This is a genomic window from Pseudarthrobacter sp. As-47 (genome assembly GCF_058215595.1).
In genome coordinates, this window is record NZ_CM177088.1 from 2,444,716 (window position 1) to 2,465,418 (window position 20,703).

The 20,703-nt window shown below is 66.1% G+C and carries 23 protein-coding genes; 15 read left to right on the forward strand and 8 right to left on the reverse strand.

The annotated features are described in order from the left end of the window. The first annotated feature begins 287 nt into the window (after nucleotides 1–287). Both AC4BCK_RS11290 and AC4BCK_RS11295 read left to right on the forward strand, forming a co-directional pair. On the forward strand, nucleotides 288–533 hold the full coding sequence (locus tag AC4BCK_RS11290) for a GyrI-like domain-containing protein (RefSeq protein WP_490565941.1): 246 nt from the start codon (nucleotides 288–290) through the stop codon (nucleotides 531–533). 23 nt (nucleotides 534–556) lie between these two features. Then, nucleotides 557–1,138: a flavodoxin domain-containing protein gene (locus tag AC4BCK_RS11295; RefSeq protein ID WP_251424179.1), complete on the forward strand. Its 582-nt coding sequence runs from the start codon at nucleotides 557–559 to the stop codon at nucleotides 1,136–1,138. Here AC4BCK_RS11295 and AC4BCK_RS11300 read toward each other — a convergent pair. Then, on the reverse strand, nucleotides 1,135–1,572 hold the full coding sequence (locus AC4BCK_RS11300) for a DUF1003 domain-containing protein (protein ID WP_400591362.1): 438 nt from the start codon (nucleotides 1,570–1,572) through the stop codon (nucleotides 1,135–1,137). The genes AC4BCK_RS11295 and AC4BCK_RS11300 overlap by 4 nt on opposite strands. A gap of 220 nt (nucleotides 1,573–1,792) precedes the next feature. Between AC4BCK_RS11300 and AC4BCK_RS11305 the strand changes: the two genes are divergently transcribed. Continuing rightward, nucleotides 1,793–2,065 (forward strand): YegP family protein, encoded by a 273-nt coding sequence (locus AC4BCK_RS11305; RefSeq protein WP_251424175.1) that lies wholly within the window; start codon nucleotides 1,793–1,795, stop codon nucleotides 2,063–2,065. A 12-nt stretch (nucleotides 2,066–2,077) separates the two neighbouring features. Here AC4BCK_RS11305 and AC4BCK_RS11310 read toward each other — a convergent pair whose 3' ends face one another. Together AC4BCK_RS11310 and AC4BCK_RS11315 are read right to left on the reverse strand one after the other, a co-directional pair. Then, nucleotides 2,078–3,538, reverse strand: a complete 1,461-nt coding sequence (locus AC4BCK_RS11310; RefSeq protein WP_490565942.1) for a DUF5129 domain-containing protein — start codon at nucleotides 3,536–3,538, stop codon at nucleotides 2,078–2,080. 29 nt (nucleotides 3,539–3,567) lie between these two features. Beyond that, a complete protein-coding gene (locus AC4BCK_RS11315; protein WP_490565943.1) occupies nucleotides 3,568–4,338 on the reverse strand; it encodes an SDR family NAD(P)-dependent oxidoreductase in 771 nt (256 codons plus the stop codon). Nucleotides 4,339–4,492: 154 nt separating this feature from the next. Here AC4BCK_RS11315 and AC4BCK_RS11320 point away from each other — a divergent pair, with 154 nt between their 5' ends. The 6 genes from AC4BCK_RS11320 (at nucleotide 4,493) to AC4BCK_RS11345 (ending at nucleotide 8,756) form a co-directional block, all read left to right on the forward strand. Next, nucleotides 4,493–5,365 (forward strand): universal stress protein, encoded by an 873-nt coding sequence (locus tag AC4BCK_RS11320; protein WP_174180272.1) that lies wholly within the window; start codon nucleotides 4,493–4,495, stop codon nucleotides 5,363–5,365. A gap of 41 nt (nucleotides 5,366–5,406) precedes the next feature. After that, nucleotides 5,407–5,844, forward strand: a complete 438-nt coding sequence (locus AC4BCK_RS11325) for a VOC family protein (RefSeq protein ID WP_490565944.1) — start codon at nucleotides 5,407–5,409, stop codon at nucleotides 5,842–5,844. A 128-nt stretch (nucleotides 5,845–5,972) separates the two neighbouring features. Beyond that, the gene (locus AC4BCK_RS11330; RefSeq protein WP_310112600.1) at nucleotides 5,973–7,028 is read left to right on the forward strand and encodes a zinc-dependent alcohol dehydrogenase family protein; all 1,056 of its coding nucleotides are present in this window, start codon (nucleotides 5,973–5,975) and stop codon (nucleotides 7,026–7,028) included. 59 nt (nucleotides 7,029–7,087) lie between these two features. Next, on the forward strand, nucleotides 7,088–7,618 hold the full coding sequence (locus AC4BCK_RS11335) for a hypothetical protein (protein WP_174180266.1): 531 nt from the start codon (nucleotides 7,088–7,090) through the stop codon (nucleotides 7,616–7,618). Continuing rightward, nucleotides 7,615–7,809 carry a hypothetical protein gene (locus AC4BCK_RS11340; RefSeq protein WP_174180264.1) on the forward strand — a complete coding sequence of 65 codons (195 nt, stop codon included), beginning with the start codon at nucleotides 7,615–7,617 and terminating at the stop codon, nucleotides 7,807–7,809. The genes AC4BCK_RS11335 and AC4BCK_RS11340 overlap by 4 nt, the downstream gene beginning before the upstream one ends. 56 nt (nucleotides 7,810–7,865) lie before the next feature. Further along, nucleotides 7,866–8,756 (forward strand): HNH endonuclease, encoded by an 891-nt coding sequence (locus tag AC4BCK_RS11345; protein WP_377088288.1) that lies wholly within the window; start codon nucleotides 7,866–7,868, stop codon nucleotides 8,754–8,756. Nucleotides 8,757–8,767: 11 nt separating this feature from the next. Here AC4BCK_RS11345 and AC4BCK_RS11350 read toward each other — a convergent pair whose 3' ends face one another. Then, complete coding sequence (locus AC4BCK_RS11350; RefSeq protein WP_490565945.1) at nucleotides 8,768–9,475, reverse strand: Pr6Pr family membrane protein; 708 nt, start codon at nucleotides 9,473–9,475, stop codon at nucleotides 8,768–8,770. A 53-nt stretch (nucleotides 9,476–9,528) separates the two neighbouring features. Beyond that, entirely contained in the window at nucleotides 9,529–10,023 is a 495-nt protein-coding gene (locus AC4BCK_RS11355; RefSeq protein WP_490565946.1) for a hypothetical protein, read from the reverse strand. 237 nt (nucleotides 10,024–10,260) lie between these two features. Between AC4BCK_RS11355 and AC4BCK_RS11360 the strand changes: the two genes are divergently transcribed. The 5 genes from AC4BCK_RS11360 to AC4BCK_RS11380 all read left to right on the forward strand — a co-directional run bounded on the left by AC4BCK_RS11360 (nucleotide 10,261) and on the right by AC4BCK_RS11380 (nucleotide 16,218). Further along, nucleotides 10,261–11,283, forward strand: a complete 1,023-nt coding sequence (locus tag AC4BCK_RS11360; RefSeq protein WP_366278401.1) for a LacI family DNA-binding transcriptional regulator — start codon at nucleotides 10,261–10,263, stop codon at nucleotides 11,281–11,283. A gap of 191 nt (nucleotides 11,284–11,474) precedes the next feature. Further along, nucleotides 11,475–12,767: an ABC transporter substrate-binding protein gene (locus tag AC4BCK_RS11365; protein ID WP_364407235.1), complete on the forward strand. Its 1,293-nt coding sequence runs from the start codon at nucleotides 11,475–11,477 to the stop codon at nucleotides 12,765–12,767. 70 nt (nucleotides 12,768–12,837) lie between these two features. Next, the gene (locus AC4BCK_RS11370) at nucleotides 12,838–13,815 is read left to right on the forward strand and encodes a carbohydrate ABC transporter permease (RefSeq protein WP_174180256.1); all 978 of its coding nucleotides are present in this window, start codon (nucleotides 12,838–12,840) and stop codon (nucleotides 13,813–13,815) included. A 1-nt stretch (nucleotide 13,816) separates the two neighbouring features. Continuing rightward, a complete protein-coding gene (locus AC4BCK_RS11375; RefSeq protein ID WP_066276517.1) occupies nucleotides 13,817–14,695 on the forward strand; it encodes a carbohydrate ABC transporter permease in 879 nt (292 codons plus the stop codon). 2 nt (nucleotides 14,696–14,697) lie between these two features. Further along, nucleotides 14,698–16,218 carry a glycoside hydrolase family 32 protein gene (locus AC4BCK_RS11380; protein ID WP_174180254.1) on the forward strand — a complete coding sequence of 507 codons (1,521 nt, stop codon included), beginning with the start codon at nucleotides 14,698–14,700 and terminating at the stop codon, nucleotides 16,216–16,218. Nucleotides 16,219–16,255: 37 nt separating this feature from the next. Here AC4BCK_RS11380 and AC4BCK_RS11385 read toward each other — a convergent pair whose 3' ends face one another. After that, complete coding sequence (locus AC4BCK_RS11385; RefSeq protein WP_490565947.1) at nucleotides 16,256–17,422, reverse strand: alpha/beta fold hydrolase; 1,167 nt, start codon at nucleotides 17,420–17,422, stop codon at nucleotides 16,256–16,258. Nucleotides 17,423–17,532: 110 nt separating this feature from the next. Between AC4BCK_RS11385 and AC4BCK_RS11390 the strand changes: the two genes are divergently transcribed. After that, the gene (locus tag AC4BCK_RS11390) at nucleotides 17,533–19,053 is read left to right on the forward strand and encodes an HNH endonuclease signature motif containing protein (RefSeq protein ID WP_490565948.1); all 1,521 of its coding nucleotides are present in this window, start codon (nucleotides 17,533–17,535) and stop codon (nucleotides 19,051–19,053) included. A gap of 59 nt (nucleotides 19,054–19,112) precedes the next feature. On the opposite strand, the gene AC4BCK_RS11395 is transcribed toward AC4BCK_RS11390, so the two are convergent. Both AC4BCK_RS11395 and AC4BCK_RS11400 read right to left on the reverse strand, forming a co-directional pair. Next, nucleotides 19,113–19,718, reverse strand: coding sequence for a hypothetical protein (locus AC4BCK_RS11395; RefSeq protein WP_490565949.1), 606 nt, complete (start codon nucleotides 19,716–19,718; stop codon nucleotides 19,113–19,115). Between the two features lie 58 nt (nucleotides 19,719–19,776). After that, nucleotides 19,777–20,598 (reverse strand): nuclease-related domain-containing protein, encoded by an 822-nt coding sequence (locus tag AC4BCK_RS11400; protein ID WP_490565950.1) that lies wholly within the window; start codon nucleotides 20,596–20,598, stop codon nucleotides 19,777–19,779. Nucleotides 20,599–20,703 lie beyond the last annotated feature (105 nt).

Genomic DNA, 20,703 nt, shown 5'->3' on the forward strand with positions numbered 1-20,703 from the left:
GGTCGGACGCTTTAGAGTCCTAAGGCCCTGTCAGGCCCGGTGCCGGCAGCGCACGCTGGAGATATGAATGACTCTGGCGCCCACCCCAGGAAAGTCCACCTCGCTGAGCAGCCGGTCGCCGTCGTCCGTGAACGCGTCCGGATGGACGCACTGACGGATTTCTTCGGCCGGGCCTTTGGGACGGTCATGGCAGCAGCGCAGCAGCAGGGCGTGGCCCTTGCCGGCCCTCCCTTTGCGCTTTACCGTGGCAAGCCCGGCGAGAGCGTTGACGTGGAAGCGGGCTTCCCGTGGCCGGGAACTTCACGGACGCGGACGGAGTGGCCGGCGGGACGCTGCCGGAAGCTGACGCCTTCGAGGCCCTGCACACCGGGCCCTATGACACCCTGGAAAACACCTACAACGCGGTCCTTGGCCGGATGCAGGCGGAAGGCCTCACCCCGGGGGACATCATGTGGGAGTACTACCTGAGCGACCCCGAAACGGAACCCGACCCCGCAAAGTGGCAGACACGGGTCATCTGGCCCGTCGCGTGACTGCCCGGGCCCCAGGAGGTCCTGTGAGAATCCTTGTTGCCTACGCAACCCGCCATGGTGCAACAGCCGGCATCGCCGAACGCCTCGCCTCCCGCTTCGCCGAGGACGGCATCCCGGCCGAGGCCCATCCGGTGACCGCCGTGGACGACGTCGCTTTGTACGACGCCGTGGTGCTGGGCGGCGCCGCCTACATGGGGCACTGGTTGAAGGAGGCAACAGCTTTCGCCAAACGGCACCGGCAGGAGCTGCAGGACCGGAAGGTCTGGCTCTTCAGCAGCGGCCCGCTCGGAAACGACGCCGTCGACAAAGCCGGCGAGGATGTCCTGCACAGTGCGCGGCCCAAGGAGTTCACCGAACTGACCACACTGCTCCAGCCCCGCGGCGAGGAAGTGTTTTTTGGTGCGTGGAATCCGGATGCTCCTCCCGTCGGCATCGGCGAGCGCCTGATCCGGCTCGCTCCGGCGTCCCGGGAAGCACTGCCGGCCGGTGACTTCCGCAATTGGGACGCCGTCGATGCCTGGGCTGACCACATCGCTGCCGAACTGGCAGCGGGCAGTGAACCCACGCCGGGGTCCGGTGCATCAGGACCTGCCCCGGTAAACTAGCTGCCGCCGCCCGCTGCCTCCCGCAGCGCACCGGGCTGAGCGACACCGGGCTGAAGGACACCGGGCTGCGGGACAGCAGGCTCAAGCATCGCCCGGAGCTCCTCCAGCATTTCAAGCTGCCGGCTGTTGATGGCCATCAGCCGGTCGAGCTCCGACTTGGACTGCACATCCGTCTCGTAGTCGTGGCGTGCCATCGCCGCCGCTATGGCGTCCTGGCGTTTGGCGGCAATCAGCAGGATGGCGCCCTGGAGTCCTGCCAGCATCGAGAGGAAAAGGTTGAGGAGAATGTAGGGATACGGGTCCCAGGCTGCTGCTGCCAGGACATAGGTGTTGTACCCGGCCCACGCCGCCATGGCGGCGAGGAACAGACCTACGAAAGTCCAGCTGCCCATGCCGTTGCGGAGGACGTCCGCCGCCCGCTCACCCCGGCTCAAGCCTCCTTGTGCCGCGCATGCCACGTACTTCTTCGCTCGCTCATGTGCTTAGGGTATGCGGCGCCCCGCGTCCTCCGCTGCACCAATGTGCGGATGGATCCACCGGCAGGGTTGCCCCCGGCGAACACCCCATTACGGGACCTTGGCCCCTAATGGATTGCCCCGTCCTCTGGCACGGTGGACGGAGGCCGATGCAGGACCATCGAGGGAGAGCAAATTTATGGCGGGAACGTTCGAGCTGTTTGCCGATGAGGATTCGCGGATCAGGTTCAGGCTTGTCGCGCCGGACGGAACCGTGCTGGCGGTGTCCGGACAGTACCCGGACAAGTACCAGGCTGCCGCCGCCATCAGGGATGTCCGCGAGTGCGCGGGAACGGGTTTGATCAGTGACCTCGCTCCTGCCGCCGCCCTGGCACGGGTGGGGGCGCAGCGGAGCCCTCACCACGTCCGCCCGTACAGTACCGGCACGGCAAATTCGCGCGGGGCCGCGTAGAGGCCCGCTGGGCTAGAAACTGGATGAACTGCCCGAACCGGAAAAGCTACCGCCACTGCTTCCATACCCGGTGGTGCTGCCGCCTCCGCCCCGGGCGGAGCTGACGCTGCTGACTCCCGTGTTGAGGCCGGAGTTGAAGGTGGCCACCGAGAAGAAGTGGTAGGACGGATATACGGTGCCCAGGATGCTTGGCTCGTAGCTGCGCCGCCCCCTGTGGTTGAGTCCGTCCTGGGCCGCCTGCATCTCCTTGCGCATCACCTCCGCTTCGCGTTGGTTTTTCGCGAATCCCTCAATGACTGTTTGGGCATGGTTTTCCAGGAGCACGGCCAGCCGGGACCGGGCGTCGTAGAGGCGGTCGAGCGCCTTTTCGGGGGTGGTTTTTCCTTCGGCCAGCTCCACCGTCCACCGTTCGATGTCCCGGAGGCTCTGGTCCCGGAAGGACCGCAGGGCCGCCGCGGTGGCCGAGTCCCCCTGCCCGTGGCGCTTGCTGAGGACTTGCTCCAGCCCTGCAAGATCCTTGCGGAAGGGGGCGAGCTGGCGGTCCCACGCCGTAGGCCACGTGCCGGCCTTGTTGAGGAGGGCGTTGGTGTCGGCGATGACATCGTCCAGTGCGTCGAGCTCCGAGGCTGCATCCGCGTATTCCCGGGCGAGCTTGAGGTGCCTGCGGCGCCCCAGGTCGCGGCTGGACAGCGCATGCACCCTGTTTGAGAGCTGGCTGGCGGTGTTGTACCGGTTGAGGAAAGTCCGGTGCTTCTCAAGGACGTGGCCTCCGTACCGGGAGGCCTCGGGAATGGTGCCCGCGTTCAGCTCTGTCACCTCAAGGTCCATGCTGACGTTGGCGTAGCTTTGGTCGCCGCGCGCAATCTCTTTCCGGCTGGAGGATCTCGTGACGGCCCGCACGATGATCCAGGCGGCCGCACCCAAGGCTGCTGTTCCTGCGGTCACCCAGGCTGTGATGAGGAAGGCTGCGGACCGGTACCACGGCTGGCTGATGAGCTCGGCCGCACGGCGGACGCCCGCCACGGTTCCCTCCGTCCACTGCGCGTCACGGAGGAGATCCCTGGCCGCGTCCTGGATGTCTTGCCGCTGCTCAAGGGACACCTTCCGGTCCTCGCCCATGTAGGTTCCAACATGGCGGCCCACCGGATCAAGGGCGAAGATGAAGAGCCCGTCTGCCCACTTCTGCCCATCCGCGCTGATCCACTCGGGATGCCCGCTCCGGGCAAACCTCAAGACCTCTTCATTGAGGTTGTCCCCGGTCCTGCCGTTGTAGGTGTAGATGGCAACCCGTGTGGGCTCGTAGAAGTCGATCCCCTCCAGCGCCGGTACAAGCTGGTTCCGGTCCAGGACCCCGGCAGTGTCCTCCACCTGTACGGATACCGGCGGATCAGCGAAAGCGGCGGCTGCTCCCGCCGGCAACAGCGCTGCCAGGACCAGCATCAGGCCTACGAGCCTGTGCACTGCGGTACTCATCCGGTCCACCCCGTTGCTCCCCTGCGTGCTCAGACGGCGTTCCATCCGTTGTCGGAGGGAAGCACCACGCCGTTGATGTTTGAGCCGTCCCTGCTGAGCAGGAATGTAATCCCGGCGGCGACTTCCCCGGCTTCCGCGATAGGCGGCTCGTTTGCCTGGAGCAGGGGGCCAAGGACCTCAGCGCCCAGCTGGGACTTGAATTCTGCGTGGATGTTGGTCCTGGTGCCGCCGGGAGCTACTGCATTGACCCGGATGCCGCGGCGCCCGTACATGACCGCTGAGCTGCGGGTCAGGCCGATCAGGGCGTGTTTGGAGACGGTGTAGGCAGCACCTGCCGCCGCCCCGCGCAGGCCTGCCTCGGAGGAGACATTCACTATCGAGCCGTACCCCGCCGCCAGCATCACCGGCACTACGGCCCTTGTAAGGCGCATGACGGCAGTCAGGTTGACGTCCAGCACCCGCTCCCACATGCCGTCGTCGAGCTCATGGACGGGCTGGAAGCTGTCCATGATGCCTGCCACGTTGGCCAGCGCGTCGATGCGCCCGCCGGCGGCGGCCACCACCCCCTGCACCACGTCTTCTCTGCTGATGTCGCCGGCAACCGGCACAAACCCGAGCCCCGGGTATTCGGCTACCAGGTTGTCCAGGCCTTCCCCGCTCAGGTCGCTTGCGATGACCCGGCCGCCCTCGCGGGCAACACGCAGGGCAGTTGCGCGTCCTATCCCGGATGCGGCACCGGTGACAATGACTGTCTGGCCTTCGAACCGGCCCGTCGTGATGTTTTCCTGCCACGCAGCCATGCGGTGCTCCTCAATCCTCAGCATGTCTTGCTTCCCGCTGCTGTGTGGTGCTCTGCTTGGTTGAGCGGGTACACAGGAACCCACGCCACCAGCATGCAGTCACGGAAGAAACCCCCACAGTGCCGAAAGTCCCCTGACCAGGAGCGCAGAAGCTATGCAGGATTCACGGTCCATCGTTGCCGGCTATGACGGTTCTGCTGAGGCTGCTACCGCCATCCACTGGGCGGCGGAGCAGGCGCAGCTGCGCAACCGCCCACTCCTCGTGGTGCACTGCTCCATCTGGCCGCTGCTGACCAGGAACCTCGGCCCCGTTCCCGGCGTCGCGGACAGCGGGCTGGAGCGGGCGGCGCAGGCAATTCTGGAGGAGGGGATCAGCCGTGCCGAAGCGGCGGCCCCCGGGCTGAAGGTTGAAGGCACCCTGCTGCACGGATTGCCCGCATCGTATCTCGCCGAGATTTCTTCCGGGGAGGAGATGATCGTCGTCGGCAGCCGGGGTTTGGGCGGCTTCCTGGGACTCCTGGTGGGATCCGTAAGCCTGGAACTGGCGGCCACCGCAACCTGCCCGGTAGCAGTGATAAGGCCGGATCTTCACCCCGGCGGGCCCGTCGTCGTCGCGGTGGACGGCACGGGGTCCTCCATGGCGCTGGAAGACGCCTGTGAACTCGCCTCTGCCTGGCAGGCGGGCCTCACCGTCGTCCATGTCCACCACACGCCGCCCGGATACGGGCATCGCGAAATGCCGGACGCCGTGGCCGCCGCCGGGGAGGTCCTCAATTCCGCCCTTGCCCGCGCCCGCGCCCTCTCCCCTGCTGTTCCCGTGGAGGGAAGGGTGCTGACTGATACGTCGGTCGCCCATGCCGTCCTCAAAGCGTCGGAAGGTGCACGGATGCTGGTTGTGGGCACCAAGGGCCAGGGGCTCCTCAGGGAGACGATAGGTTCCACCGCCCACGCTGTCCTGCACCACGCACGTGGCCCGGTCCTCATCTCACGCCGCGGCACGACCGCCCGCATCAGGGAGGAACAATAAGGCCCCTGGAGCCAAGTGGTCCGCCTTGGTAGCTTCAACACATGGCCATCACATTCGAGAACGTCGGCATCGCCGTCCGCGACATTGAAGCAGCAATTGCCTTCTTTACCGACCTCGGGCTCACGGTGGTCGGCCGCGATACGGTCAGCGGCGAGTGGACGGATACGGCCGTCGGGCTGGATGGCAACCACGCCAGGATTGCCATGCTCCAGACCCCGGACGGCCGCGGCCAACTTGAGCTTTTCGAATACATCCACCCCGAAGCGAACCAGACCAATCCAACCCGCCCCAACGACATTGGCATGCACCGCGTGGCCTTCTCGGTGGACAACCTGGACACAGCCCTTAAGGCAGCCGCGAAGCACGGATGCCATCCGCTGCGCGGCGTGGCGACCTACGGCGACGCGTACAAGCTCACATACCTCCGCGGTCCGAGCGGAATCATTCTGATGCTCGCCGAAAAACTGCAGAAACGCTGACACCAGCGGACGGCACAATCCTGGCCACCGGGACCTAGGACCCTTATCGATCCCGGCACCCTCCTCCATCCTTGAGGTTGACGCAGCAGTCCGGGATCAACCCGATCGCCGACCAACAAGGAGCAGTCATGAAGGCCATTGTCTACGGCGGGCCCGGGAAAAAATCCTGGACCGATGTGCCGGACCCGTCGATCATCAATCCCAGCGACGCCATCGTCAAGGTGGACACCACCACCATCTGCGGAACAGACCTGCACATCCTCAAGGGTGATGTCCCTGCAGTCCAGGAGGGACGGATCCTGGGCCACGAAGGCGTGGGAACCATCACCGAGGTGGGGGCCTCCGTCACCACACTGAAACCTGGCGACAGGGTGATCATTTCCTGCATCAAGTCCTGCGGCCACTGCGCCAACTGCAGGACTGGGCTCTATTCCCATTGCCTCGGGGACGAAGGCGCATCAGGAATCGGCTGGGTCTTTGGCCACCTCATCGACGGCACCCAAGCCGAATACGTCCGCGTTCCCTATGCGGAAAACTCCCTTCATCTCCTCCCTGAGGGGGTTACGGACGAACAGGCCGTCATGCTCTCGGACATCCTCCCCACGGGCTTCGAAATCGGGGTCCAGTACGGCCGCGTGAAGCCCGGGGACACGGTGGCTGTGGTGGGAGCGGGCCCGGTGGGGCTGGCAGCGATTGCCACTGCGGGCCTCTACGGGGCGGCCACCATCATCGCCATAGACCTTGACCGGAACCGCCTGGAGCAATCCCGCGCGTTCGGGGCTACACACGTTGTCCTGTCAGGCGATTCCGACTGGAAAGACCAAGTGCTGTCCCGGACGGACGGGCAGGGCGTGGATGTTGCCATTGAGGCCGTGGGCATTCCCGCCACCTTCGGTATGTGCACCGAGATTGTCCGGCCCGGCGGCACAGTTGCCAATGTTGGCGTGCACGGCAAACCGGTGGAGCTGCACCTGGAAAACCTCTGGATCCAGAACATCAACATCAGCATGGGCCTGGTCAACGCCAACACGACGCCAATGCTCCTGAAGCTCGTTGCGCAGAAGAAGCTGCCCGCAGAAAAGTTCGCCACCCACCATTTCCGCTTTGAGCAGTTCATCGACGCCTACGACACGTTCGCGCGGGCCGCGGAGACCAACGCACTGAAGGTGGTCATTACCGCCTGAGGCGCGCGGCGGGTGGCGTCCGCCCGGCTGGCAGCCGCGCCGCGGCCTATGCTGGTCCAGTGACCCCTGCCCCCTCCCCAAGCACGCTCGACGTCGTCGTCCATTCGGGACCGGCCGACTGGTGGGTCATCCTCGCCGGCCTGGGTCCCCTGGCCGTCCTCATCGCCGCCCTGCTGGCGTTCTACATCAATTGGCGCACGCTTAAACAGCGCACTGCAGCCGATGCCACTGCGCTGGAGCAGAAGCGGGAAGCGGACGCCCATGCACTGCTGCAAAAAACCGAAGCGGACAGCCGTGCGGAGTGGTGGCGCCGGACGCAGTGGGCGCTGGACCGGGCACTGGACCAGGATGAAGGAACGAAAGCCCTGGGACTGGCAACCCTGGAAGTCCTGGCACGCAGCGAACTCGCCCGCAACGAGGAGCTTGAGCTGTTCGACATCGCCTGGAAGAGCGTGTGGGGCGACGAAAACGCGGACGACGACGGGCTGGGCACCGAGGCGGACCCGGAGACTGGGTTCGTGGACGCCGGTGGCAACATAGGCGAGAATGGAACCACGGGTGAAGACACTACCAAGGAGGTTGGACCATGAGCGCAGCATCGTCTGAACACCGGTTCGTCCATACTCCGCGGAGCGCCGCCGCCAAGCCGGCCCCGAAGAAAGCCACCCCTGCCGAGCATCGCGTCCAGGTGGCTGCTGCCAGGCTGCGTGTCACGCTCGACCAGCGCCTCGGCCGGGAAACACCGGCCAGGACCAAGGCGCTGGCCAGGGAACCCATCTAGGTTCCGTTCTGCAGGCTGTGAAGGCCAACGCACATGTGTGCTGGATTGGGTGAGTAGTGGCTGCAGTAATTCTTGGATGGAACCCGGGCGGATCCGGCCCATGGGACTACCGTGCCGCCGTCGGGCTCGTGGCGGAGTCCGGCAGGTTCCTGCGGCGCTGGAGTACTGTCCGGCCACTCAACGTCCCCGCAGGAAGTGAAGCCTGGCTCTTCGTCCAGGGTGGCAGCGACGCCGGCACAGGGCTGATCGGCCACGGGGTGGTGGTGTCCGAGCCGTACCAGGTGCTGTCCGGGGACGACGGCGCCATGGCCTGGCATGCCGGCGTGCTGTTCGACGCACTGCTCCCCCTCGGTGAGCAGATCCGTCAGGAAACGCTCCGCGCATCAGTCCCCGGGATTCCCTGGAGTGAGGCACTGATCCGCCCGGGCGTTACCGTTCCCGGTCACGCGGAGCCCGCCCTCCGCCGCCTGTGGAGGGACCTCGGGCCGGCGGCCACCGGTCCTCCACACGTTGTTTCGGGCACGCTCCCGCCGGACGCCGTCAGCACCATTGACGTGAACCGCCATGAGCGGGACCCTGACGCACGCCGGGTGTGCCTGGCGTTCCATGGAACGTCCTGCGCTGCCTGCGGTTTCTCCTTCGAGGCCTTTGATGGCGACGCCGGCTCCGGGTCCATCGACGTCCACCATGTGGTGCCGCCGGAGCTGCTCGGGAGCGGGTACCAGCTGGACCCCGTCGCCGACCTTGTGCCGCTGTGCCCCAACTGCCACGCCCTGGCACACCCCAGCGGCGGCCCGCCGCGCACCGTGTCGGAGCTCCGGCACATCATTTCCGCCTCCGGCCACCTGAGGGGCGAGGTGGTCAGCGACCTTGCCCTCCAGGCCCAGGAAGATGCGAGGAGGATTCTGGAAGGACCAGGCACAAACCGGCAGGAGCCTCCGGCCTAGGTTGCCTGACGTTAGTGCCGCGGGTGCCTGAGGGCTAGAGCGGCGCGTGCGTTGCCGGCAAGATGCACCAGGGCCGCGACCACCAGGAAAGCCGCCAGGACCTGGGCTATGGACGCCAGGGCAGCAGGCCAGCCGCCCTCAAGCGTGGGATCCAGGAAATCGTAGACGTACCAGCCGTCGATGGAACCCCGCACCCAGGAAAAGATGAGGAAGGCCACCGGGTAGGCAAGCCAAGCCAGGGGCCGCCACCAGGGACCCCGGCCCATCCTGCTGACCAGGAGCCAGTCGAACACAACATAAAGCGGGGCCAGGCGGTGGTGGGCCATTTGCGGCCAGTAGAGGTCCCAGCTCCACCATGGTTCCTCCGGCGGCGCCACGAGGACAATGTAGATAAGTCCCGTCATCACCAAGTAGAGGACAAAGGCGCCGAAGAGGTGGTCCCACCAACGCGGAAGCCTTGCCGCCGGCCATGCCGCCGATCCGATCAGCAGGAACCCGAGGCCGAGGTTCGCCTGGACGGTGAATTCCAAATACAACTGAAAACTGTCGACGTCGTTGCCCGGCAGGGTTGCGTCATAGGTCTTCTGCACGAGTGCGGCGAGCACGAACGCGCCCACCAGCAGCCGGACCGCCCTGACCCACGGGCTGTTCGGGTGCAGGGCGCTGGCCGGGTCGCGGTGATGCTCCTCCAGGGGAACCAACCTGCGTGCGCTGCTCATTCGCAAAGTGTCGCACGCCAGGGACGTCCCTGCGCAGGGCACAAAGACCGCTGTCAGCTGCTTTCACCCGACGGGCCCCGCATTCCGCTGTAGGTCGTGGCGGCGCCCGCCAGGAATATGAGGACAGCGAGGTACACCGGGCCGAGGTGTCCAAGCGTTGCCAGGCCCCAGGGGTAATGCGCCGGGACAGAGATTGCGAGACTGACTGCCGTAACAGTGACGGTGGCGGCGAAGGCCCACCGTTCACCCCGTCGCACGCCGAACCAGGACATGGCCGCAATGGCCAGCCCGGTGGCAGCGATGAAGCCGCTAAGCGCAATGTGCAGATGGCTGATGTAGTGATACAGCCGGGGGCTGAACGCCTGGACCTCCGCCCTGCCTTTGTCCACCTCTTCGGGACCGATGCCCAGCTCCAGGAAGGCGCCCGAGAAGTTGAGAGCCAGGAAGGCTGCGGCGTATCCCACGAAAGCCAGCCCGGCAAGCGCCATCAGGGCTGCTCCGGCCCGGAGCCGGAACTGCTGTGCGGAAGTAGTTTGGATGGCAGGCACAGCCGCCACCCCCTCTCGGGTTCACGTTCTTCTTTGATGAGAGTCCCCTGTTCCACGCCTGTCAAGGGAACTTTCCCGGGAAGCGGCGGGCTGATCAACCCCTCAGAAGAAAGCCCCTGTTCCCGGCTGCACGAACTAACCGGCAGTGTAATCCGCAAGAAAGCTTGACGGTTGCAAAACGTTTTGCATATAGTGATGCAAGCAACATACAAAACGTTTTGCAAAGGAACGAAGTCAATGGCGACAAAGGTAAACATCAGGGACGTGGCCAAGGCCGCAGGCGTCTCCGTGACCACTGTGTCGCATGCCCTGAGCGAAGCGCACAGCTCCCGGGTCAACGCCCGGACCGTGGAGCACATCAAGGCAGTGGCCGGCGACCTCGGCTACGCCCCGAACCGGCTGGCAAGCGGACTGCGCAACCAGCGCTCCCAGATCCTGGGCCTCGTCAGCGACGAAATCACCACCACCCCTTTTGCCGGCGCGATGATCCAGGGCGCACAGGATGCCGCTTCCGAACACGGGCACCTGCTCATGGTGGTCAACTCCGGCCTGGACAACGAACTCGAACTCCAGGAAATCCGGGCACTGCAGCAGCACCAGGTGGACGGCATCATCTATGCGCGCATGTTCAACCAGCAGGTATCCGTCCCGGAGGAGCTCCAGGCCCTGCCCACCATCGTGCTGGATGCCACCTCGGACAACCCGGGGCTGTCCTCAGTAGTGCCGGACGAGTTCGGCGCCGGTGACTCCGCCGCCGAGCTGCTGGTCAGGGCGGGGCACCGCACTATCGCCATGATCAACAACGAGGACGACATCCCCGCGGCCCACGGGCGGCTCGCCGGGTTCCGGGCAGGCCTGGACCGCCACGGGCTGCAGCTGCCGGAGGAGTTCCTGGTTGCAGGCCATCCCAGTACAGCGGGAGGCCGGGAAGCTGCGCTGGACCTGTTGTCCAGGCGGGAGCGTCCCACTGCGCTGTTCTGTTTCAACGACCAGATGGCCATGGGCGCCTACCAGGCAGCCGGGCACCTCGGCCTGGGCGTCCCGGCGGACGTTTCGATCGTGGGCGTGGACAACCTCGAGCTCATCGCCGACGGCCTGTGGCCCGGACTGTCCACCATGGCACTCCCCCACTACGAGATGGGCAGGTGGGCTGTCCTGAAGCTCCTCAGCGAGCTCGAAAACCCCGGGGCGCCCCGGTCGCACGAAAAAATCCCCTGCCCGCTGGTTGAGCGGGAGTCCGTCGCTTCGCCCAGGGGCTGAGCGGCTTCGTCCAGGGGCCTGACCGTCAGCACCGGGTCTGCCCCGGCAGCACCGGGCCGGTTACCGGCCCGGACCACGAACCATCCCCTCCACCCTTCCCACAAAAAACGGGAACGCAGCCGTTGCAGCGGCCGCGTTCCCTGCAGGACCCAATCAATCCCTCCACCCTGTCCAAGCAGAAAGACCGACCCATGAACAAGAAGCTCACCAGGATCCTGGCGACCAGCATAGCCGCTGCCGCCCTCACCGCCACCCTCGCCGGCTGCGGCAAAGGCAGCGCCTCCTCCTCCACCGAAGGGTCCGGGGAAATCGCCCTGTGGACCCACAACGCCGGCAATCCGGAAGAACTGGCCGCGGTCCAGGGAATCGTCGACTCCTACAACAGCAGCCAGGACAAAGTGAAAATCAAAGTCCAGGCCTTCCCCCAGGACTCCTACAACGATTCCGTGGTCTCCGCGGCCGCCGCGGGCAACCTCCCCTGCATTGTGGACATCGACGGCCCCAACGTCCCCAACTGGGCCTGGGCCGGCTACCTGGAGCCCCTCGAACTGGACACGGACCTGTCCAAGCACCTCCCCAGCACCGTGGCTGAATGGGACGGGAAGCCCTACGCCGTGGGCTACTACGACGTCGCCCTCGCCATGATGGCACGCGCCTCGGACCTGGAGGCGGCCGGCGTCCGCGTTGCCACCATGGAGCAGCCCTGGACCAAGGAAGAGTTCCAGGACGCCCTCACCAAGCTCAAGGCCCTGGGCAAATGGGAGCACCCGCTGGACCTCGGCACAGCCGGCACCGGTGAATGGCTCCCCTACGCCTACTCCCCCTTCCTGCAGTCCTTCGGCGGAGACCTGGTCAACCGGGACGGCTTCCAGAGTGCGGACGGTGAACTGAACGGCGAGGAAGCAGTCCAGTGGGCCAACTGGTTCCGCGGGCTGGCCAACGAGGGCTTCATGGCCAAGAAGAGCGGCAAGGACTCCACCCAGGACTTCCTGAACAACAAGAGCGCCATCGTGTACACCGGTTCGTGGGCTGCGGACAAGGCCAAAGAGGCCCTCGGGGACGACCTGGTGGTCATGCCGCCGGTCGACCTCGGCGAAGGACCCAAGATCGGCGGCGCCTCCTGGCAGTGGGGCGTGACCAGCGGCTGCAGCGATACCGGGGCAGCCATGGACTACCTGGCCTATTCACTGAAGCCGGAGAACATCGCCGCGGTTGCCAAGGCCACCGGCGCCATTCCGGCCAGCGAGGAGGCTGCGGCCCAGATCCCCAGCTTCACCGAAGGCGGCGCCAACCGGATCTTCATGGACTTCTCCCGGGAATACGCCGTGATGCGCCCTGAAACTCCCGCCTACCCCTTCATCGCCACCGAGTTCGGCAAGGCCACCCAGGACATCCTGAACGGGGCCGACCCCCAGGCCACCCTGGACAGCGCCGTGAAGGCGATTGACGCCAACATCAAGTCCAACGGCGGCTACAACAACTAGCCGGAGCACGCCGGAGGGATGCGCCGCAGCGCGCCGCATCCCTCCCGCCGCCCGACCTACGGAGACCCCCATGGCAACTGTTCCCCTTCCCACACGCCCACGTCCCGCTACCCCGGAAACCGCACTGCCGCCGTCGAACGCCAGGCGCAAGGCCCCCACCAAGCACCGCAGGCCCGGCTCCGGCCGCGAGCAGCTCAGCGGCTGGGGCATGATCGCCCCGGCGGCAGTGCTGCTGCTGGCCTTCATCTTCATCCCGGCCATCCTCGGATTCGGCCTGGCCTTCACCAACGCACGGCTCATCTCGCCGCGGCCGGTGGAGTTCGTGGGCGTGGACAACTTCGCCCGCCTCTTCTCGGACCCCACGTTCTACCGGGCACTGCTCAACGTCGCCTACTTCACAGTGGTCATTGTTCCGGTGCAGTCCGGCCTGGCCCTGGTGATGGCGCTGCTGATCAACAAGAAGTTCCGGGGCGTAAATTTCTTCCGCACCGTGTACTTCCTGCCCGTGGTCACCTCCATGGTGGTGGTCTCCCTGCTGTGGCTGTTCATGTACCGCAAGGACGGCCTGATCAACGAGATCCTCTCCGCCGTCAGCTTCGGCCTCATCGACGGCCCGGACTGGCTCGGGGACCCGAACACCGCTATGCCCGCCATCATCATCCTGTCCATCTGGCAGGCCGCCGGCTTCCACATGATCATCTGGCTGGCCGGGCTCCAGGGCATCTCGGGCGAACTGTACGAGGCGTCGCAACTGGACGGCACCAGCCGCTGGCAGCAGTTCCGCTACGTCACCTGGCCGGGCCTCTTCCACACCCGCAGCCTGGTCCTCGTGACCATCACCATCCAGGCCCTTGGCCTCTTCGACCAGATCAGCGTGATGACCCAGGGCGGTCCGATGGACTCGACCACCACCATCATCTACGAGGCGGTCCAGTCCGGCTACCGGCAGCAGGAAACCTCCTACGCCTCCGCCATTTCGCTGGTGTTCTTCGTCCTCGTGCTGATCGTCTCCGCGGTGCAGCGCCACCTCACGCGGGAGAAAGACTGACATGAAAAACCAACTGTTCCTGAAAGACGCGGGCACCATGCTGGTCCGCATCCTCTTCGCCGTCGTCGCCGCGTTCCCTATCGTTTTCATGCTGGTGTCCTCGCTGAAGCCGGACCAGCAGATCTTCGGCGACATGTCCTCCCTGGCCGCGTTCCTGCCGGTGGGCAACATCTCCTTCGACAACTACGCAGCCGTCTTCGACCGAGTCCCGGCAGCCCGATTCCTGCTCAACTCGGTGGGCGTCTCCGCCGTCACGGTGATCCTTGGCATTTTCGTCAACAGCCTCTGCGCCTTCGCCCTGTCCCGCATGCAGGTCCGCGGGAAGAAGATCGTGTTCACCGCGATCCTCGCCACGCTGATTGTGCCTTTCCAGACCCTGGCCCTGCCGCTGGTGTGGTGGGTCAACCAGCTCCCCTACTTCGAACTGAACGGCTTCAGCCTCGAGTTCTCCAAGGGCTGGCTGGACACGTACCAGGTCCAGATCATCCCGTTCATCGCCAACGCCTTCTCCATCTACCTGTTCCACCAGTACTTCGAGTCCATTCCCAAGGAGCTGGACGAGGCCGCGCGCATCGACGGCGCCGGCTGGTTCAAGATCTACCGCCAGGTGGTCATGCCGCTCTCCGGGCCGGCCACCGCCACCGTGGCGATCCTGACCTTCCTCCCTGCCTGGAACTCCTATCTCTGGCCGCTGATGGTGGTCCAGTCCGAGGAACTGCGTCCGGTAATGATCGGCATTCAGTACTTCTTCCAGCTGAACGTCTCGTGGGGCGAGGTGATGGCATACGCTTCCCTCATCACTGTTCCGGTGGTGGTGCTTTTCATCGCCTTCCAGCGTTCGTTCGTCAACAGCATCGCCTCCAGCGGCGTGAAGGGCTGACCGTGAATTCATTAACGACGGCGCCAGGGGCACCTCCCGCCACCACCGCGGACCCTTACCGGCCGGAGTTCCACTTCACCGCCGAACGCAACTGGCTGAACGATCCCAACGGGCTGGTGTACCTCAACGGCACCTACCACCTCTTCTACCAGCACAATCCCTTCGGCACGGACTGGGGCAACATGTCCTGGGGCCATGCCACCTCCCCGGACCTGCTCCACTGGGACGAGCAGCCGGTGGCCATTCCGTGCGACGAGCGCGAGGCGATTTTCTCCGGCTCGGCGGTATTCGACGAGCACAACACCAGTGGCCTCGGCACGGCCCGCAATCCTCCGCTGGTTGCCATTTACACCAGCGCCTACAGTGCCGCCTCACCCCTGGCGGGCCGGCAGGCCCAGTCGCTCGCCTACAGCCTCGACGAGGGCGCCACCTGGACAAAGCACTCCGGCAATCCCGTCCTGGACCGCGCGTCCTCGGACTTCCGGGATCCCAAGGTTTTTTGGTACGACGGCGCCGCGGGCAGTTACTGGGTGATGGTCGCCGTTGAGGCGGTGCAGCGCCAGGTGGTGCTGTACAAGTCGGCTGACCTGAAGAGCTGGGAGTACCTGAGCACCTTTGGCCCGGCCAACGCCACCGGCGGGGTGTGGGAGTGCCCGGACCTCTTCGAGCTGCCCGTGGACGGCAACCCCGGTGAGACCAGGTGGGTCCTCATCGTCAACCTCAACCCGGGCGGCATCGCCGGCGGTTCCGCCGGGCAGTACTTCCTGGGCGCGTTCGACGGCGTGGAGTTCCGTTCCGGGTCGACGGTTACGGAGGGCTTCCAACAGGACGGCAGCCGGATGCGTGAGTACGGCTGGCTCGACTGGGGCCGCGACTACTACGCCGCGGTCTCCTTCAGCGGGGTTGCCGACGGCCGGCGGATCATGATCGGCTGGATGAACAACTGGGACTATGCCGGCTCCACCCCCACCGGCGGGTGGCGCAGTTCGATGTCACTGCCGCGGGAGGTCTCACTGGCCAGGCTGGACGGGAGATTGGTGCTTCGGCAAACGGCCATTGACCCGTTTGCCGGGCAGGAATCCCCAAGCTTCAGCCTGGGTCCGCAGGCCCTGGCATCTGGCGTCCAGGAGCTGCCGGTGGCAGCCGCCGTGGGGCGGCTGGAGGTGGTTTTCGAGCCGGGTGCGGCAACCCGTGTGGGGCTGGTGGTCCGGGCCGGCGGAGCCGAACGTACCGTCATCAGCTACGACGTTGCGGACGGCGTGCTTCGCCTGGACCGGAGGGAGTCGGGACAGGCAGATTTCCATGCGGCCTTCCCTTCCGTTGAGGCCGTCGCCGTTCCGCTGCGGGATGGCCGCCTTGGACTGTCTGTCCATCTGGACCGCTGCTCCGTGGAGGTCTTCGCCCAGGACGGGCTCGCCACCATCACGGACCTTGTGTTCCCTGCGGAGGCGAGCACGGCCCTGGCGGTCTTCGCCGAAGGTGGGGGCGCGCACCTCGTGGCGCTGAACGTCGTCGGACGCTGACGCTGCCGGTGGTCCCGGGGTTCGGGACCACCTGCCCTCAGGCTGGGGACGTTTCGGTTGAGCCCGTATCGGCAGCCTGCAGCCAGGTGGTGAGCACCGCACACGCGAGCCCGAGGTTCCCCATCTGGCAGTGCTGGCCGGCGTGCTCGGCCCGGGTGAACACCCGGGTGGTGACGCTTCGGGCCGCCACGAGCGCCCTTTCCTGTTCCCTGGCCAGCGCTGGCGGTTGGAAGGCGTCGTTTTCGCCAACCATCAACAGCACGTCCTGGTTCACCCGGCCGCTGCCCAGGTGCGTGGCATTCATGCCCAGGAACCATTCGGCGACGTCTGCCGGGTCGTCGCTGTTGAGCATGTACAGGACCTGGTCCACCACCACACGGAGGGTGGGAAACAGCCGGGCACGGGTCCGCACGCTCCAGCGCATGAAGCCGCGGTGCCGCACCATCGCGCGTACCGGGCCGCGCGCCACGCGTGGGAGCCTGTAGAGCCAGTCGTACACCGGCGGCCAGGCCACCACCCGGTGGATCCGGGGCTCGCGGCCTGCGGCGCGGACTGCCCAGTAGCCACCCATGGAGATGCCTACCAGGGCGGCGTGGCCGAGCCGGAAGTGGTCCAGCACCGCCCCGACAGGCTTTTCCCAGTCGTGGTCGAAGGTAAGCCTGTTCAATGTCCGGGCACCGCCTTGGCCCGGCCCCTCGAAGGCAATCACTTGGAAACCTGCGGCCGCGATCCGCTGGCAGATGGGGAAGAACTCCTCGATCAGGGAGTCGAACCCGCCGTGCAGCAGCACCGTGCCGCCGTTTCGGGTCCCGGACGCCGGAAGCGAGTAGGCCGGCAATGACGCCTCGCCATAAGGGATGGTGTGACGAGTCAGGCCGGTGCCGGCGGATTCGGTCTCGAAAAGCTGCCGGTAGCGGCGGTAGCGCGTCGCCTTTTCGGCTGACCGCGGTGGCGTGAAGAACTCTGCGATCCTGGCGTAACCCGCCGCCTGCAGGTGCCGGTCCCCGGCTGCGGCGCGGTTGGACAGAGCCTCGAACACGGCGACGCAGTCATCCATTCCGCGCACGTGTGGTGCGGCGCCGAGCAGTTCATCCCGGTCGGCAAAACCCAGGGCATGTGCCCGGTTGAGTTGGTAATTGATGAAGGCCCGCCGGTGGAACCGTTCGAATCCCACCGGCAGGGGAACAAGCTCCGGATCGCTCACATCGCGATCGTACTCCTGGGCTGATGGACGGCGCAGTAGGGCTTCACTTTGCTCTCTTTCGACTGCCCAGGCCACACGTGATTGTCAGACCCCCTTGGCAGGATTGTTCTATGGGCAGCGAAGCGGTAGCTAAGGCGTTTGCGGATATCAGGGCCGCCCTTGCCGTGCTTAACGCGGAGGTGGACGGGTGCGGTTCGGAGCCGTTCTCTGCTGCCGATCCATTAGCCGGGCTGGCAGACGGGAGCCTGGACATCCTCGCTGGTGCGGCGGCTGTGGAGGCCGGCGTGGCGGGGTTGAAGGCCCGTGCTGCCATGAAGTACGCCGACACCGCCCATACCCTGGCCCCTCCCGGAATGCCGATGCAGGCACAGGAGATGGCTGTGGCCGCGGAGATCGGGTGCGTGCTGGCCCTCGGGCCACGGGCCGCCAGCGCGTTCCTGTCCGTATCCCACGCACTGACCACCACCCTGCCCCTGACCCTCGCGGCCCTGCACGCCGGCACGATCTCGTGGCAGCACGCCCGGGCCATGGCGGACGAGGCCGCCACCCTCGACGCCGCCGGCGCCACCGCCCTGGAAGCCCACTTCCTGGACCCGGACACACCACGACCAGCCACCGCAGCAACGATCGGGGAGATGCCCGCTCACCGGTTCAAACACAAAGCCCGCAACTGGCGCGAACGCCACCATCCCGAATCGCTGGAGAAACGCCACGCCAAGGGGGTGGCGGACCGGCGGGTCGAATACCGGCCTGACCAGGACGGCATGGCCTGGCTCTCGGCCTGCCTCCCCGCCGACCAGGCCATAGCAGGCTGGAACCGGCTCACCGCCCTCTCCCGCGCCGCACAAGGACCCACCGAACCCCGCACCCTCACCCAACTCAGTGCCGACCACTTCGCCCAAGCCATCCTCACCAGCGGAACCAGTGCAACCTTCCATGCAGACAACAGTGCAGGTAACGGCGAAGAAGCAAGCGACAGCGACGGAGCCGGCGCAGGAACCTGTGCCGGCCTGCTTTCCCCGGGGATCCGGGCGCAGGTCCTCGTCACCGTGCCGGTGTTCTCGCTGATGGGCCTGACGGAGGAGCCGGCGGTGCTGGACGGGTTCGGCCCCATCCCAGCGTCGATGGCACGGGACCTGGTCGCTAACGGTGCTGATTCGTTCTACCGGGTCCTTGTCGATCCGCGGGACGGGGCCCCGCTGGAGATCGGCAGGAGCAGCTACCGGGTCACCAAAGCCATGCGGAACTGGCTCCGGCTGCGGGACGGCCAGTGCCCTTTCCCCGGCTGCAGCAACCCGTCTTTGGATAACGAGGCAGACCACCTCCTCGCCTGGCACCACGGCGGAACCACCGGGATCAGCAACCTCGGACAACCCTGCCCGAAACACCACAAACTCCGGCACACCAGCAGGTGGAAACCAACACCAGCCACCAAAAACCAATCACCCGGCTGGACCTCACCCACCGGACGCCACTACACAAGCGAACACCAGGACTGGGAACCACCCCACTGGCCAGAGTCTGCCCTGTCCGCCATGCCCGCTCAGCCCGGCGGCCACGCGGACTATCTATACATTCCACGGTCCCCAGGAGAAGAAAGCCTGCACCGCGTCCTCTACGGCAGCTCCTGACCGCTGTGCAGCTCCCTGCCTTCGGCTCCCCCGCAAGAGGCTTCCGTTCTAACTGGGGCTCAAGACGCTGCCTCAGCCCGGTCGCGCACGTTCAGCCGCATTTTGCGCATCATCCAGAAGTCGCCGAACTCAAGCAAGAGGGAGAAAGCTATGGTGGGCGAGAGCCACCGGTACCGCGAGCGCACACGGCTGATCAACCGCGTTGAGCCGTCCGACATGGGATCGAGCTGCCACGTCCAGGTGGTGTCACCGGGCGTACCCCAGATCATGGACTTCGGTGCGTCCATCGCCTGGACCGGCATGCCGTGCTTGCCGTCAGGGCTCATCGGCACAATGTCGCCGACAGCGAAGTGTTGAAGTTCGGGGATGATGCGCCGGGCGCTTGGACGGCCCAGGTTGTCGAGGATGTCGTAGCTGTACCAGCCGGCACGGGTCAGCCCGGCCTGGACCAGCCACGGCCAGATCCGCTCCGGCGGCGCTCCAACCGTGACCGCCCGCGTGGCGTTGAAGGATGGACCCGGCACGAGGTCATCTCCGGGCAGAGCACGTGAGACCTCTTCCGGCGTCGCGCCCCAGTGGAGCTGCCGCGGACGCAGGTACCGGGCATAGGTTGCGCCCGCAGCAGCAGCCGCGAACACGATGACCAAACGCCTGTGGAACCGCATCATCCCGGTTTGCGCTTCACTCCCCTGCCGGATCCAGAGGCCAAACGTCCCGGCCGGTTCAGCGACCGCCAAGGCCCTGGAGGATTGCTGCACCCCACTGCGCGCTGTTGGCCACGACCACGAAACCGACTGCCGGAACGCTCAACGCCCAGGCTGCCTGCCGCCGTCGTGCTTGTTCGACCATCATCCGGAGGGCAGTGAAGCTGTCCTGAAGGGCGGGCAGATCGCTTGCGGCAGGAGGCTTCCGGCACCAGGTCCCCGGCTGGACGGCCGCCGACGCGATCCGCGCCACCTGCTCCGGGCCCAGGACGGGCTGGCTCTGGCGCAGCCAGGCAAGGAGCCGTGCGTCCCTCACCACGGCCACGCGCTCGGGCCGAGCTTTGATGGTCAGGCTCTTCGGTTGGACGATGACCACGACGCCGGTCACCTCGACAGGGAAGCCAGCCGCGGTGCCCAGAAGTCTTGCTGCCCGGGAAGCTTCGTACGCAGCGCTACGAATGTGGTGTGTCCTCTTTCCCGCAACCAGGAGTGCCCGCCCCGCCACCCAGACTGGCTGGCCGGAGTGGTTCTTGGTGTTTAAGGTGAAAACTCCCGCCGGCCCCACCAGCACGTGGTCAATATCCGAGGAACCGGCGCCCACCGGCACGGCATGCAGGACCAGCCACTCGGGACCCAGCCCCGCGAGGATCCTTCCCACGGCAATTTCGCCGAGAGCCCCCTTGTACCAGGGCATGCTCTCCGGACCGAGCGGGCTGGCACCAAGCAACCGCTTAAGCCAGCTGCGGCCCGGAACGCGGCTTTGCACCGCCATCAACGTCTCGAGCACTGCCTGCCCGGGAACCCGTTCCTGCAGCAGCTGTGGTGTGGCATCAGGGCTCATGGTCGCCTCCCAAACTTTCGGATGCTGGACAGCGTAGATCGCGAAGAGTTCGGAAAATAGCGGCGGAAGGCCCTGCTTCGGAATGCTTCAGGAATATTTGCCCAA

Coding starts and splice junctions, on each gene's coding strand:
- AC4BCK_RS11365 (WP_364407235.1), top strand. CDS start 11,475: ATGAACAAGAAGCTCACCAGGATCCTGGCGACCAGCATAGCCGCTGCC.
- AC4BCK_RS11310 (WP_490565942.1), bottom strand. CDS start 3,538: ATGAGTACCGCAGTGCACAGGCTCGTAGGCCTGATGCTGGTCCTGGCA.
- AC4BCK_RS11305 (WP_251424175.1), top strand. CDS start 1,793: ATGGCGGGAACGTTCGAGCTGTTTGCCGATGAGGATTCGCGGATCAGG.
- AC4BCK_RS11375 (WP_066276517.1), top strand. CDS start 13,817: ATGAAAAACCAACTGTTCCTGAAAGACGCGGGCACCATGCTGGTCCGC.
- AC4BCK_RS11395 (WP_490565949.1), bottom strand. CDS start 19,718: ATGCGGTTCCACAGGCGTTTGGTCATCGTGTTCGCGGCTGCTGCTGCG.
- AC4BCK_RS11320 (WP_174180272.1), top strand. CDS start 4,493: ATGCAGGATTCACGGTCCATCGTTGCCGGCTATGACGGTTCTGCTGAG.
- AC4BCK_RS11315 (WP_490565943.1), bottom strand. CDS start 4,338: ATGGCTGCGTGGCAGGAAAACATCACGACGGGCCGGTTCGAAGGCCAG.
- AC4BCK_RS11370 (WP_174180256.1), top strand. CDS start 12,838: ATGGCAACTGTTCCCCTTCCCACACGCCCACGTCCCGCTACCCCGGAA.
- AC4BCK_RS11330 (WP_310112600.1), top strand. CDS start 5,973: ATGAAGGCCATTGTCTACGGCGGGCCCGGGAAAAAATCCTGGACCGAT.
- AC4BCK_RS11360 (WP_366278401.1), top strand. CDS start 10,261: ATGGCGACAAAGGTAAACATCAGGGACGTGGCCAAGGCCGCAGGCGTC.
- AC4BCK_RS11350 (WP_490565945.1), bottom strand. CDS start 9,475: ATGAGCAGCGCACGCAGGTTGGTTCCCCTGGAGGAGCATCACCGCGAC.
- AC4BCK_RS11340 (WP_174180264.1), top strand. CDS start 7,615: ATGAGCGCAGCATCGTCTGAACACCGGTTCGTCCATACTCCGCGGAGC.
- AC4BCK_RS11400 (WP_490565950.1), bottom strand. CDS start 20,598: ATGAGCCCTGATGCCACACCACAGCTGCTGCAGGAACGGGTTCCCGGG.
- AC4BCK_RS11325 (WP_490565944.1), top strand. CDS start 5,407: ATGGCCATCACATTCGAGAACGTCGGCATCGCCGTCCGCGACATTGAA.
- AC4BCK_RS11390 (WP_490565948.1), top strand. CDS start 17,533: ATGGGCAGCGAAGCGGTAGCTAAGGCGTTTGCGGATATCAGGGCCGCC.